A 13,593-nucleotide genomic window follows, 5' to 3' on the forward strand; every position below is an offset into this window, starting at 1 on the left:
CCGGTCGCCGCCACCCGTCGCCCCTCCCCTGCCTCACCCCGTGTGAGCACCTACCCTGCACGGGGAGGGGAACCGTGACCGGGACCCCGGCGGAGAGAGGACATCCCGCGTGACAAGCGACCGACAGGGCACGGTGGAGGCGGCGGCCGACGCGTCCCGCCCCATCCCGCCCGGCCAGCGTCTGGTGAACGGATGGCCGGTCTCGCACTACGGGCCCGTCCCCCGTTTCCGCCCCGAGCGCTGGAACCTGCGGGTCTTCGGCGCCACCGCCGACGGCACCGAGCGCGGCTGGACCTTCGACGAGCTGACCGGACTGCCGCACGTCACGGTCGTCGCCGATCTGCACTGCGCGACCGGGCCCACCTCGACCGGCCACGAGTGGTACGGCGTCCCGGCCACGGCCCTCCTGGACCTGGTCCCGCCCGCGCCGGAGGTCACCCATGTCATGGCCTGGGCGGAGTACGGCTATTCCGCCAACCTCCGGCTGGCAGACTTCACGACCCCGCGGACACTGCTGGCCACGCACCACAACGGCGAGCCCCTCACCGCCGAACACGGCTTCCCGCTGCGCCTGGTGGTGCCGCACCTGTACGGCTACAAGAGCCCCAAGTGGCTGCGCGGCATCGAGTACCTCACCGAGGACCGCCGCGGCTTCTGGGAGGAACGCGGCTACCACAACCTCGCCGACCCCTGGAAGGAGCAGCGCTACTCCTACCAGGAGCACGAGGGCGACGGTCCGCGGCCCAGGGACGACGGCGACAGCGACGGTCCGGAGCGGGACGGCTGAGGGGCGGTGCAGCATGGCCGAGGTCGGAGCGCGCAGGCCGAGGCCGGAGCAGCGCGGGCCGAGGACCGTACGCACCCGGCGCCCCCGGGAGCACCGCGTGATCACCTGCTCGTCCGGCACGAGCACCGCCGTGCCGACCGTCAGGGCTTGAGGAACCCGGCCTCGGTCAGGACCGTCTGGCCTTGCGGGGACCGCACCAGGGCGATGAACTCCTTGGCGGCCTCGGCGTTCTTCGCGTTCTTGAGCTCGACGATCGGATAGTCGTTGATGGCGTCGGAGGACTCGGGGAACTCCACGCCGGTCACCTTGTCGCCCGCCGCCTTCACATCGGTCTTGTAGACGATGGACGCGTCGGCCTCCTTCAGCACCACCTTGTTCAGGGCGGCCTTCACGTCCTGCTCGTAGGAGGCCGGGGTCAGCGTGACCCCGGCGGCGTCCAGGACCGTCTGCGTGGCGGCGCCGCACGGGACGGTCTTGTCGCACAGCACGACCTTGAGACCAGACTTGGTGAGGTCCTTCAGGGAGGCGATCTTGTCCGGGTTGCCGGGCAGGGTGGCGATCTCCAGCTGGTTGCGCGCAAAGGTGGCCGGTGTGCCGGAGGCGTCGCCCGCGTCGGTGACGATCTTCATCGTCTTCGGGCTGGCGGCGGCGAACACCTCCGCCGGGGCACCGCCCTTGATGCTCGCGGCCAGGGTGTCGCTGCCACCGAAACTGAAGGTCACCTTGGTGCCCGGATGCGCCTTCTCGAACTCCTTGCCGAGCTCCGTGAACGTCTCCTTGAGCGAGGCGGCGGCGAACACGGTCACGGTCCCTGACAGCTTCGAGGAGGCGGCCACCGCGGCGGAGGCGTCCACCCGAGCCGAGGAGTCGGAGGACTTGGACGAGGAGGAACAGGCGCTCAGGGCCAGCAGTACGGAGGCCCCCGCGCCGAACGCCTGAAGGGTCCGGCGGGTCCGGCGAGCGGAACGAGTCGTCACGGTGCTCTCCTCAAGGGATGTTCGGCGGTCCGGGTCCGTCGCATGACTCGGTTTCCTCACAGCCTCATCGTGATCCACCGCGGGTCCGTAAGCCCTGATCATCGGGGCCATGTCGCGTGAGCCGATCGAGTGAGGCCGCGCTCCGGGCACCGTCCTGAGGAGCCGCCGAGCCCCTCGTGGGGTCAGTTCGAGCGATCGGTCACGGGGTACGGGACGAACGTGCTGGTGTTCTGGTCGATCCGCAGGGGCCGGCCGAGGGGCGGTGCGGCGCGCTGGGGGCAGTCGAGGCGTTCGCAGACACGGCAGCCCATGCCGATGGGGGTCGCGGCGGCGGTGTTGGCGAGGTCGAGGCCGTCGGAGTAGACGAGCCGGTGGGCGTGGCGGATCTCGCAGCCGAGGCCGATGGCGAACGTCTTGCCGGGCTCGCCCCAGCCGCCGCGGTGCCGGGTGATCGCCCGCGCGGTCCACAAGTAACGCTGCCCGTCGGGCATTTCGGCGATCTGGACGTGGATGCGACCCGGGGCGGCGAACGCCTCGTAGACGTTCCACAGGGGGCAGGTGCCGCCGGCCCGGGAGAAGTGGAAGCCCGTGGCGGACTGCCGTTTGGACATGTTGCCGGCGCGGTCGACGCGGACGAAGGAGAAGGGGACGCCTCTGAGGCGGGGGCGCTGGAGGGTGGACAGGCGGTGGCAGACGGTCTCGTAGCCGAGGCCATAGCGGTCGGTGAGGCGTTCGAGGTCGTAGCGGAGCTCCTCGGCCGCCGCGTGGAAGGCCGTGTACGGGAGGATCAGCGCGGCGGCGAAGTAGTTGGCGATGCCGATGCGGGCCAGGGCGTGGGCGGAGGAACCCGCCGGGAAGTCCTCCGAGGCCTGGCGGTCGATCCCGTCGCCGTGTTCGAGGAGCGCGAGCTGGGTCGCGAGGCGGAACGCCCGCTGGCCGGGGCGCAGTCGGGTGGACAGGTGCAGGGTGCGGGTCCGCTCGTCGTAGTGGTGCAGGCGCTCGCCGTTCTCGGCGGCCGGCCGCACCCCGTGCCGGTCCGCGAGGCGCGCCGCGAGGGCCGGGACGACCTCGCCGGGACGGATGCCGATCTCCTCGGCGAGGCGCTCGGCGGCGAGGTCGGTGTCATGGAGGTAGTTCTGACGGCGGTAGAAGAAGTCGCGGATCTCCTCGTGCGGGGAACGCGGTCCTTCATGTTCGGCGTCCCGGCCGTCGGTGGCACCGGCGAGCCGTTCGGCCAGGCGCTGGTTGCGGCGGCCCAGGTCCAGCAGGACCCGCGCGACCTCGGGCATGCGCGCGGCGAGGTCCGACAGGTCGGTGAGTGACACCCGGGCCCCTGCGATCTCGCCGGCCAGCGACTCCCTCAGGTCGGCCACCAGCCGGGTGGTGTCACACTCGGAGAAGAAGGCCGGATCGACGCCGAAGACTTCGGTCAGCCTGAGCAGGACCGGCACGGTGAGCGGCCGGGAGTCGTGCTCCATCTGGTTCAGATAGCTGGGCGAGATGCCGAGGGCGCGGGCCAGTTCGACCTGGCTCAACCGGCGTTCCTCACGCAGCCGCCGCAGCCGCGCTCCCGCGTAGGTCTTGCTCACCGCGCTCCTCACGTCACCGGGGACTGACGACAGATTAGGCGCAACACCGTCGTCTTCCCGCTTCGCAGACTTGGCAAAAGACGCGGTGAAGATGCGCAGAAGTTGGCAGACATCCCTACTTGATGGCACCCAGTGCCAATGTCAGAGTTCCTGTGCGGCCCGCCGGACCCTCGGCGGCAGAAGCACGGAACCGGGGCGCGATTCATGGCCCTGACGTCGGAGATCCCGGCATCCGCCGCCTCCTGCGCCCAAGCATCGCGCGACCCCGCTCGGTGAGCGTACAGCGGGCCGCACCCAAGCCAGAGACACAGAGTGCCACTCCCTTTCTTCACAGCCGGGAGATTGGCAGACCGGACAACCGAGGAGACGGTGAAGACCATGGCAGAGGCGAGGACGACGGCGGCCGAGAAGCTCGCGGGGCGCTGGGCCACCGACCCCCGCTGGCAGGGCATCGAGCGCACCTACGGTGCCGAGGACGTGATCCGGCTCTCGGGGAGCGTCCGTGAGGAGCACACCCTGGCCCGGCGCGGTGCCGAACGCCTGTGGCGTCAGCTCCACGAACAGGACTACGTCCACGCCCTCGGCGCACTCACCGGCGGTCAGGCCGTCCAGCAGGTCAGGGCGGGCCTTCAGGCCGTCTATCTGTCCGGCTGGCAGGTCGCCGCCGACGCCAACCAGGCCGGCCACACCTACCCCGACCAGAGCCTGTACCCGGTCAACTCGGTTCCGCAGGTGGTCCGCCGCATCAACAACGCCCTGCTGCGCGCCGACCAGATCGCCACCGCCGAGGGCGGCACGGACACCACCGACTGGCTCGCGCCGATCGTGGCGGACGCGGAGGCCGGATTCGGCGGCCCGCTCAACGCGTTCGAGCTGACCAAGGCGATGGTCGCGGCGGGCGCGGCCGGTGTCCACTACGAGGACCAGCTCGCCTCCGAGAAGAAGTGCGGCCACCTCGGCGGCAAGGTCCTCGTGCCGACCTCGCAGCACATCCGCACCCTCAACGCGGCCCGCCTCGCCGCCGACATCGCCGACGTCCCTACCGTGATCATCGCCCGCACCGACGCGCTCGCGGCGAACCTGCTGACGACCGATGTCGACGAACGCGACGCCGAGTTCACGACCGGCGAACGCACGGCCGAGGGCTTCTACCGCGTACGCAACGGGATGGCCCCGGTCATCGCGCGCGGTCTCGCCTACGCGCCCTACGCCGACCTGATCTGGGTCGAGACCGGCACCCCCGACCTCGCCCAGGCCCGCGAGTTCGCCGAGGCGATCCGCGCCAGGTATCCGGACCAGATGCTGGCCTACAACTGCTCGCCCTCCTTCAACTGGAAGGCCGCGCTGGACGACGACCAGATCGCCAAGTTCCAGCGGGAACTGGGCGCGATGGGCTACCGCTTCCAGTTCATCACCCTGGCCGGATTCCACTCGCTCAACCACGGCATGTTCGACCTCGCCCGCGGCTACGCCGAGCACGGCATGACCGCCTATGTCGACCTCCAGGAAAGGGAGTTCGCGGCCCAGGAGCAGGGCTTCACCGCCGTGAAGCACCAACGCGAGGTCGGCACCGGCTACTTCGACCTGGTCTCCACCGCCGTCAACCCCGCCTCCTCCACCACCGCCCTGGCCGGGTCGACCGAGGAGGAGCAGTTCCACTAGGCCCGCACGGGACCAGGCGCGCATCCGCCCGCTGTCGCCCGCTGCCGAGGGGGCCGGTCCCGGGTGAACGTCCGGCCCGGCCCCCGCCCCGCCTCCGCCCGGCTCCCACCCGGCCCCGCCAGGCCCCACTCCACTTCTCTCCACCCCGCTCCCCGAACAGGAGATCCTGATGTCCACCCGCGCACTGACCCACCACGTCCGTGTCCTCGCGGCACCGGGCGACCGCCACGACGAGATCCTCACCCCCGCCGCGCTGGACTTCGTCGGACACCTCGCCGCCGCGTTCGGCGAACGTCGTCGGGAACTCCTGAAGGAGCGCAGGCGGCAGGCGATCCGGCTCGCGGCCGGTTCACCGCTCGCCTTCCCGATGGTCACCTCCGCCGTCCGTGCGGACCCCACTTGGCGGGTGGCCCCGCCGGCCCCCGGACTTGCCGACCGTCGCGTGGAGATCACGGGCCCGCCCGATCGCCGGATGACCGTCAACGCGCTCAACTCCGGTGCGCAGGTGTGGCTGGCCGACTTCGAGGACGCCACCGCCCCGACCTGGAGCAATCTCATCGGCGGCCAGCTCAACCTGCTCGACGCCGTCGAGCGGCGGATCGACTTCACGACCGAGGAGGGCAAGGCGTACCGGCTGGGCGAACAACTCGCCACCGTCGTGGTCCGACCGCGCGGATGGCATCTCGTCGAGGAACACCTGGAGTTCGACGGCAGGCCGGTGCCCGCGTCGCTCGTCGACTTCGGCCTGTACTTCTTCCATTGCGCGCAGCGCCAGATCGACGCCGGCCGCGGTCCGTACTTCTATCTGCCCAAGCTGGAGAACCGCTACGAGGCACGGCTGTGGAACGACGTCTTCGTCATGGCCCAGGAACTGCTGGGCATCGCGCGGGGCACGGTCCGGGCCACCGTCCTCATCGAGACGATCACCGCCGCCTTCGAGATGGAGGAGATCCTCTACGAGCTGCGCGCGCACAGCTCCGGTCTCAACGCGGGCCGCTGGGAATATCTGTTCAGCCTGATCAAGACGTTCGGCCACCGCACCGACTTCCTGCTGCCGGACCGGGCCAAGGTCACGATGACCGCCCCCTTCATGCGGGCGTACACCGAACTGCTCGTGCGGACCTGCCACAAGCGCGGCGCCCACGCCATCGGGGGCATGGCCGCTCAGGTGCCCGGCAAGGATCCGGCCGCCGACGAGGCCGCGTCCGCCACGGTCCGGCTGGACAAGGAGCGTGAGGCCGAGGACGGCTTCGACGGCTCCTGGGTCGCCCACCCCGCCCTGGTGCCCGTGTGCCGCGCGGTGTTCGACGGGGTCCTGGGCGAGCGGCCCCATCAACTCGACCGCAGGCGCGAGGACGTGGAGGTGACGGCGGCGGACCTGCTGTCGGTGCGCCGCGTCAGCGGTCCGCCCACGCCGGAGGGCCTGCGGACCAACATCACGGTGACGCTGCGCTATTACGAGGCCTGGCTGCGCGGTCGGGGGGCCGTCGCCCTGAACGGCCTGATGGAGGACGCTGCGACCGCCGAGATCGCCCGGGTGCAGATCTGGCAGTGGCTACGGCACCGGGTCGTGGACCGGGAGGCCGTGTTGGACGTGCTCGACGACGAACTCGCCTCGCTGGGCGCCGAGTACCCGTGGGCGGACCTGGACGCGGTGCGGACCCTCTTCGAACGCACCGCTCTGGCGCAGGAGTTGCCTCAGTTCTTCACTCCGGACGCCTACACCCGACACCTCGTCCAGCACGCGGAGGCCACGTCATGAGGATGCGGCGGGCGGCGGGCGGCGGGCGGCGGGACAGCCTCGGGGGCGGGCTCGAAGAGGGGGCCCGGGGCGGGGAACCGAAGCCCTGGATGGTTCTCGATCACCGCCCAGCCGCCCGGAACGACGACCGTCCCGGTCACGGCGACCGAACGGCTCAGTGACGCGTGGGACGCGGGCGTCCGAGCGCGAACCGGCTCGGTCCGGGTTCTCCGCCTACCAGCGCGGCCGCCAGCTCGCCGATGACCGAAGCGAACTTGAAGCCGTGCCCGGAGAACCCTCCCAGCACGGTGACCGGGCCCTGCCGGTCGATGACGAAGTCATGGTCGGGGGTGGTGGTGTACAGGCAGGTCACGGCCTCGGGTGCGGTGTGGTCCACGCCGGGGAGCCACCGCTCGGCGTACGCCACCAGCTCCCGCAGGACCGCGGCGTCCGGGGTGCGGTCGCGCCGGTCCGGGTCGACGACCGGGCCGACGCCGTGGAAGCCCGCCTTGACGCCGTCGGTGCTGCCGAGGCCGTACACGCCGTCCGCGGTGAGGCCGTCAACGGGCAGCGCGGCGCCCGGGTGGTGAATGTAGCTGGGCCAGGTGAGCGCGTCCGGCGCGGGGAAGTGCGCGGGCTGCTCCTGGGTGACACGCAGCACCGGTACGCCGCCGACCGGCGGAGCGGTACCGCCGCCCAGCATTCCGGGCGTCCAGCCGCCGACCGCAACCACGACCGCGTCGGCGCGCAGTTCCTCCTCCGTGTCCGTGACCACCCGGACCTCGGCGTCGCCGTGCACCGACAGTCCGCTCACCCGGACGCCGTGCCGGATCTCCGCGCCGTACGCCCGCGCGGCCTGCTGGAAGGCGGTGACCGCCTCGTCGGCGTGCAGGCGTCCGGCCTCCGGGTGGAAGACCGCGCCGGTGTCGGCGCGCAGCCCCGGCCAGCGCTCGGCGACCTCCTCCGGGGCCAGCCGCTCGGCAGGGTGTCCGGCGGCGGTCAGCGTCTCGTACAGTGCCTCGGTCGTGGCGGCCGGGCCATGGTCGACGGCTCCGGTGAGGGTGAGCACCTGCCGTCCCGTCTCCTCCTCCAACCTCCGCCACAGCGGCAGCGACCGCGCGGCGAGGCCGACGTAGAACGGGTCTCTGTAGGCCAGCCGGAAGATCCGCGAGGTGCCGTGCGAGCTGCCCCGGTCGTGGCCGGGCGGGAAGCGCTCCAGCAGGGTGACGCGGTCACCCCGGGCGGCGAGCCGCCACGCTGTGGACGAGCCCATGACCCCGCCACCGATGACGACGACTCGACGAGAAGACACGATGTTCGATCCCTTGGTGAACGATCCGGACCGAGCCGGCAACCGGACGCCCCCAGGATTTTCCGGTGTGACCTACAACTTTCTATCAGCCGCCGGCCTTGGGTGAACCGGCCGGGTCGTCGGCGAAGAGTGGATCGACTGGTTCGCGGCCCTCGAAGAAGACGCTCCGCAAGCATCACCACCCGACCGCAGACCCCAGACTCCTAGCGCCGAACCCGTGGCATCCCCAGGCCGATCCACGAGATGATCTCCCGTTGGATCTCGTTGTTGCCGCCGCCGAAGGTGAAGATGACCGCCGAGCGGTAGCCGCGTTCGAGTTCACCGTGCAGGACGGTGCCGGCCGAGCCCTCCTTGAGGGCACCGGGGGCCGCGACGATCTCCATCAGCCAGGCGTACGCGTCCCGGCGCGCCTCGGAGCCGTACACCTTGACGGCGGAGGCGTCCTGCGGGGTGAGGGTGCCCTCCTGGACGGCGTTCACCATGCGCCAGTTGAGCAGTTTCATCGCGTCCAGCCTGGTGTGCGTGCGGGCGAGCAGGCGCCGCACCCAGGGGAGGTCGACGACACGGCGCCCGTCGGCGAGCTTGGTCTCCATGGCCCAGCGCTGGACGTCGTGCAGCGCGCGGATGGCCATGGTGCCGTGCGCGGCGAGGGTGACGCGCTCGTGGTTGAGCTGGTTGGTGATCAGCCGCCAGCCCTTGTTCTCCTCGCCGACCCGGCGTGTGGCGGGGACCTTGATGTTCTCGTAGTAGCTGGCGGTGGTGTCGTGCGAGGCGAGCGTGTTGATGAGGGTGCACGAATAGCCGGGGTCCGAGGTCGGCACGAGGAGCATGGTGATGCCCTTGTGCGGCGGGGCGTCCGGATCGGTGCGGACCGCGAGCCACACCCAGTCGGCCGTGTCGCCGTTGGTCGTCCAGATCTTCTGTCCGTCGACCGTGTAGTGGCCGCTCTCCTCGTCGCCCTCCCGCACGGCCCTGGTCCTGAGCGCGGCGAGATCCGTCCCGGCGCCGGGCTCGCTGTAGCCGATCGCGAAGTCGAGCTCCCCGGAGAGGATCTTCGGCAGGAAGTACGCCTTCTGCTCCTGCGTTCCGAACTTCATGATCGTCGGACCGACGGTGTTGAGTGCCATCAGCGGGAGCGGTACCCCGGCCTGGGCCGCCTCGTCGAAGAAGATGAACTGCTCCATCGGGCTCAGACCCCGCCCGCCGTACTCCTCGGGCCAGCCGACGCCGAGCCAGCCGTCGGCGCCGAGCCGTCGGATCGTCTCCCGGTAGAAGCGCTTCTGCGCGGCCGGATCGGCGTAGCGCGCGTAGGCGTGGTCCGGTACCAACTCGGCGAAGTAGAGACGAAGTTCGGTCCGCAACCGCTGCTGCTCCGGCGTGTATTCGAGATGCACGGCGCCTCCTGCCTCCCCGGGCCCGACCTGACGGCGCACACCGTAGAACGTGTTCCAGGAATTGGGAATGCCGATGACGCCGGCGGAACGAGTGAGGGGGCGTCGCCGGGTCGCCCGGGCATCGCCCCCTCGTGCGGGCCGGGTCGCCGGCCGTCGCGGAATACCGTTGCTCGTACGCCCCCGCCGCCGTCAGTGGCAGGGGAAGCCGAGCAGGTGCCGGGCGTCGTGGACCCATTCATGGACGTTCTCGCCGGAGACGAGGGAGGTGGCGCCCTGTTCGGCGCCGACGAAGTAGAGCAGGACCAGCATCAGCATGCCGAAGAAGACCGCCCAGGGGACGATCGCGCCGATCGGCAGCTTGGCGGGAACCGCGGTGGGGCTGACGGTCGGCTGGACGACGGACTGCGCCATGGGGCAGAACCTCCTGGGGAACTCGCGTCCCATCTCGGTGGTGCACAGGACGACAGTCACGGGTCTGACTTGCCCGCGTCCGTCCCCCCTGACCGGGGTGACCTGTGCCGGGCTTACAGTGGCGCGACCGTGCCGGACTCCCACCGGGCTTCCGCCGAACCGTCGTCAATATCCTCGTGACCGTACCGCGAAGCCGCACCCCGGCCAAGGGCGCACGGCCCCCGCGCGCTGTGCGCCCCACGGCCGCGAGGACGGGTCCACGACACATGAGAGTGAAGACATGACCAGCCGAGTGATCTTGATCTCCGCGGCGATCAGCGAGGCGCTGCGCGAGGCCCGCTTCGACGACGGGAGCCCGGTGGACGCCTCGGGTCTGCGGGCCGCCCGGACGGCCGCCGAAGCGGGTGCGGTTCCGGCCGGCGGGCGGCTCTGGCTGTCCCCCACCGTGCGGTGCCGAGGGACCGCCGAGGCGCTCGGCCTCGAAGACGCCACCGACGTACCGGAGTTGGCCCCTCTCGACGTGGGCCGCTGGCGCGGGGCGACGCTGGCCGAGGTGAGCGGGAAGGAGCCGGAGGCGGTGGCCCGGTGGCTCGCCGAGCCCACGTCCGCGCCGCACGACGGCGAGTCGGTGCGGGCGTTCTGCGACCGGGTGGCCGAACGTCTCGACGGGGCGGCCGGGTTCGAGGGACGGACCGTCGCCGTGGTCGAGCCCGAGGTCGTACGAGCCCTGGTGGTACGGGTGCTGGGCGCGCCGGAACAGGCGTTCTGGCGCGTGGACGTGCCGCCGCTCACCGTCACGGAGTTGAGCGGGCGCGCGGGGCGCTGGAACCTCCGCGCGGGACGCCCGCTCGTCTGAACGGCCCTGCCCCGGCGGCCCGCGGCCTCACCGCAGCGTGGCCATGAACTCCGCGCACGCCCGGGCACATGCGCGGCATCTCCGTGCGGCGGCCTCCGCGCCGGGGCAGCCGTCGAAGGCCTCGGCACACTCCAGGCAGACGTCCCGGCACCACTCCAGCTGAACGCGGACATCCCTCTCGTTCTGCCCCTGCTGACGGGACAGGACATGGCAGGTCGCCTCGCAGACCTCCGCGCACAGGATGCCCGAACGCCGCGCGGATTCCTGCCTCTTGGGCCCGTCGGGGTCCAAGAGGCTCGCGCGCAGCGCGGCGGTCGTGGCGCAGTCGGCGCAGGCCTGAGCGCAGTCGAAGCGCTCCTCCAGGAACCGGAAGAGCTCCTGCTGTGAAATCGTCGTCGTCACAACAGGCGGGTAGCCGCGCGGAGTCGGTTCAAACAGGGCGCGACCGGAGCCTCACGCTCCGGCGGCTTCCCGGGAGATCTGCTCGAACTGTGCCCCCATCGCCTCGGAGAGCGCCTGCGCGGCCGACAACGGGCGCACCATCACCGTGAATTCGTCGATGAGCCCGTCCTCGTCAAAGTGCAGGAAGTCGCAGCCGTTGATCTCCTTGTCGCCCACCTTGGCCGTGAAGACCAGCGCGTGGTCACGACCGTCCGCCCCGGCGATCTCGCGGACATAGCGGAAGTCGCTGAAGACGCGCCACACACCGCGCAGGATCGCCGCGGTGATCGGCTTGCCCGGGTACGGCTTGAAGGCGACCGGGCTGGTGAACACGACGTCGTCGGCCAGCAGCTCCGCGACCGCGTCGAGGTCCCCGGCCTCCACGGCCTTACGGAAGGAGTTCATTGCGCCCACCTCTCTTACTCAATTAATTGATTAGGTGCGGATAAGATTAGTCCTGTGGTCACGGGCCGTCTAGCCTTGCCGGATGGCATTGCGCAACGCGGTACTGGCCACGCTCCTGGAGGGCGAGGCGTCGGGCTACGACCTGGCGAAGGGGTTCGACGCCTCGGTGGCCAACTTCTGGATGGCGACCCCGCAGCAGCTGTACCGGGAGCTCGACCGGATGGAGTCCGAGGGACTCATCGAGGCCCGGCTCGTGCGGCAGGAACGCCGCCCCAACAAGCGGGTCTTCTCGCTGACCTCGACGGGGCTCGAAGCGCTGGCCTCCTTCACGTCCGTGTCCGCGAAACCCACCGCGATCCGTGACGAGCTGATGGTCAAGGTGTACGCACTCGACATGGGGGACGCCGACGCCGTCCGGGTGGCGATCGCCGAGCGGCTGGAGTGGTCGCGGGCCAAACTGGCGCACTATGAACGGATCGGCGCCCGGCTGCTCGACGGACGCACCGAGGACGAGTACCTCGCCACGGCCGAGCGCGTGGGTCCGTATCTCACGCTTCTGGGGGGACGCGCCTTCGAGCAGGCGATCATCGAGTGGGCGGAACGGGCCCTGCGGGTGCTGGAACGGCGGGCGGCCGTCACCCCCTGACGGGGCACGTCCGGATTAGCCTGGTTGCGAGGCTGTACAGAAAGGCCGGGGGCCGGTCTACTCCGGTTCGGCGGAGGCTGGGTTCGGGTCGGCTGAGCTGGACTCCGCTCGACTCGACTCGGTTCGGCTCAGCTCGGTTCGGCTCAGTTCGGCTCGATTCGACTCGGTTCGGCGTGGATCGCGGGAGGCAGTCGTGGTGCGTGCGCTCGGTTTCGCCGTCGTGGGGTTCGGCTGGATGGGACGGGTGCACACGCAGGCGTACGCCCGTGTCCTCCACCACTTCCCGCTGCTCCCCCTGCGTCCCGAACCGATCGCCGTCGCCGACGAGGTGCCCGGCCGGTCCGAGGAGGCCGCCGAGCGGTACGGCTTCGCCACGGCCGTCCGTGACTGGCGCGAGATCGCCGCCGATCCGCGCGTCGAGGCCGTGAGCGTCACGGCGCCGAACTTCCTGCACCGCGAGATCGGTGCGGCCATGGCCGCGGCCGGCAAGCACCTCTGGATCGAGAAGCCGGTGGGGCTGACCGCCGACGACGCCCGAGCCGTGTCGAGCGCGGTCGCCGCGGCCGGGGTCCGGGCCACGGTCGGCTTCAACTACCGGGGCGCACCGGCCGTCGTGGCGGCCCGCGAGCTGATCTCCTCCGGCGCCATCGGCGACATCACCCATGTGCGCATCCGCCTCTTCAGCGACTACGCGGCCCACCCCGAGGGCGCGCTGACCTGGCGCTACGAGCGGAAGCGCGGCGGCAGCGGAGTCCTCGGCGACCTGGCCTCGCACGGCGTCGACCTGGCCCGATTCCTGGTCGGCGAGATCGAGGCGCTGGCGGCGGACACCGCGGTCTTCGTGCCGCAGCGGCCCCGGCCGGACGGCGCGACCTCCGGTCACGCGCGCGCGGCGGGCGGGGAGCCCGGGCCCGTGGAGAACGAGGACTACGTCAACTGCCTGCTGCGCTTCGCCTCCGGGGCGCGTGGTGTTCTGGAGGCGTGCCGGGTCTCGGTCGGCGAGCAGAACGACTACGGGTTCGAGATCCATGGCACCGAGGGCTCGGTGTCCTGGGACTTCCGCCGGATGGGCGAGCTCGGGGTGAGCCGTGGATCCACGTACCAGGATCAGCCGGTCAGCACCGTGTACGTCGGTCCTGGGGCCGGGGACTACGCCGCCTTCCAGCCGGGAGCGGCGAACAGCATGGGCTACGACGACCTCAAGGTCGTCGAGGCGCACACCTTTCTGCGGTCGATCGCGGACGGCAGGCCGTACGGGGCCACCCTGGCCGACGCGGTTCGGACCGCGTCGGCGCTGGACGCCATGGCGCGGTCGGCGGCCTCGGGTACATGGGTGAGGCCTGAGGCGTAGCCGTCGCCACCGGCGCGCGGA

The 13,593-nt window shown here is 71.1% G+C and carries 13 protein-coding genes; 6 read left to right on the forward strand and 7 right to left on the reverse strand.

Going from position 1 to position 13,593, the window contains the following annotated elements; genetic code table 11:
* The first annotated feature begins 109 nt into the window (after positions 1–109).
* Positions 110–787 carry a sulfite oxidase-like oxidoreductase gene (locus ACZ4AA_RS08590; protein ID WP_467597601.1) on the forward strand — a complete coding sequence of 226 codons (678 nt, stop codon included), beginning with the start codon at positions 110–112 and terminating at the stop codon, positions 785–787.
* Between the two features lie 140 nt (positions 788–927).
* Here ACZ4AA_RS08590 and modA read toward each other — a convergent pair whose 3' ends face one another.
* Together modA and ACZ4AA_RS08600 are read right to left on the reverse strand one after the other, a co-directional pair.
* Positions 928–1,764 (reverse strand): molybdate ABC transporter substrate-binding protein, encoded by an 837-nt coding sequence (modA, locus tag ACZ4AA_RS08595; protein ID WP_467597604.1) that lies wholly within the window; start codon positions 1,762–1,764, stop codon positions 928–930.
* A 182-nt stretch (positions 1,765–1,946) separates the two neighbouring features.
* The gene (locus ACZ4AA_RS08600; protein ID WP_467597609.1) at positions 1,947–3,353 is read right to left on the reverse strand and encodes a short-chain fatty acyl-CoA regulator family protein; all 1,407 of its coding nucleotides are present in this window, start codon (positions 3,351–3,353) and stop codon (positions 1,947–1,949) included.
* Between the two features lie 378 nt (positions 3,354–3,731).
* Here ACZ4AA_RS08600 and aceA point away from each other — a divergent pair, with 378 nt between their 5' ends.
* On the forward strand, positions 3,732–5,015 hold the full coding sequence (aceA, locus tag ACZ4AA_RS08605; RefSeq protein WP_467597613.1) for an isocitrate lyase: 1,284 nt from the start codon (positions 3,732–3,734) through the stop codon (positions 5,013–5,015).
* A gap of 169 nt (positions 5,016–5,184) precedes the next feature.
* Positions 5,185–6,777, forward strand: coding sequence for a malate synthase A (aceB, locus tag ACZ4AA_RS08610; protein ID WP_467597615.1), 1,593 nt, complete (start codon positions 5,185–5,187; stop codon positions 6,775–6,777).
* Positions 6,778–6,931: 154 nt separating this feature from the next.
* On the opposite strand, the gene ACZ4AA_RS08615 is transcribed toward aceB, so the two are convergent.
* The 3 genes from ACZ4AA_RS08615 to ACZ4AA_RS08625 form a co-directional block, all read right to left on the reverse strand.
* The gene (locus tag ACZ4AA_RS08615; RefSeq protein WP_467597618.1) at positions 6,932–8,068 is read right to left on the reverse strand and encodes an FAD-dependent oxidoreductase; all 1,137 of its coding nucleotides are present in this window, start codon (positions 8,066–8,068) and stop codon (positions 6,932–6,934) included.
* 203 nt (positions 8,069–8,271) lie between these two features.
* Entirely contained in the window at positions 8,272–9,462 is a 1,191-nt protein-coding gene (locus ACZ4AA_RS08620) for an acyl-CoA dehydrogenase family protein (protein ID WP_467597620.1), read from the reverse strand.
* A gap of 189 nt (positions 9,463–9,651) precedes the next feature.
* Positions 9,652–9,873 carry a CbtB domain-containing protein gene (locus ACZ4AA_RS08625; RefSeq protein ID WP_467597623.1) on the reverse strand — a complete coding sequence of 74 codons (222 nt, stop codon included), beginning with the start codon at positions 9,871–9,873 and terminating at the stop codon, positions 9,652–9,654.
* A gap of 280 nt (positions 9,874–10,153) precedes the next feature.
* Here ACZ4AA_RS08625 and ACZ4AA_RS08630 point away from each other — a divergent pair, with 280 nt between their 5' ends.
* Positions 10,154–10,729: a histidine phosphatase family protein gene (locus tag ACZ4AA_RS08630; protein WP_467597626.1), complete on the forward strand. Its 576-nt coding sequence runs from the start codon at positions 10,154–10,156 to the stop codon at positions 10,727–10,729.
* A 27-nt stretch (positions 10,730–10,756) separates the two neighbouring features.
* Here the strand turns inward: ACZ4AA_RS08630 and ACZ4AA_RS08635 are convergent, their stop codons facing one another.
* Positions 10,757–11,131: a four-helix bundle copper-binding protein gene (locus tag ACZ4AA_RS08635; protein WP_467597629.1), complete on the reverse strand. Its 375-nt coding sequence runs from the start codon at positions 11,129–11,131 to the stop codon at positions 10,757–10,759.
* Positions 11,132–11,182: 51 nt separating this feature from the next.
* Positions 11,183–11,575 (reverse strand): nuclear transport factor 2 family protein, encoded by a 393-nt coding sequence (locus ACZ4AA_RS08640; protein ID WP_467597632.1) that lies wholly within the window; start codon positions 11,573–11,575, stop codon positions 11,183–11,185.
* 82 nt (positions 11,576–11,657) lie between these two features.
* Here ACZ4AA_RS08640 and ACZ4AA_RS08645 point away from each other — a divergent pair, with 82 nt between their 5' ends.
* Positions 11,658–12,221: a PadR family transcriptional regulator gene (locus ACZ4AA_RS08645; protein WP_467597636.1), complete on the forward strand. Its 564-nt coding sequence runs from the start codon at positions 11,658–11,660 to the stop codon at positions 12,219–12,221.
* Positions 12,222–12,414: 193 nt separating this feature from the next.
* Positions 12,415–13,572: a Gfo/Idh/MocA family protein gene (locus ACZ4AA_RS08650; RefSeq protein ID WP_467597639.1), complete on the forward strand. Its 1,158-nt coding sequence runs from the start codon at positions 12,415–12,417 to the stop codon at positions 13,570–13,572.
* Positions 13,573–13,593: the final 21 nt, after the last annotated feature.

This window comes from Streptomyces sp. NPDC024698 (genome assembly GCF_055559015.1).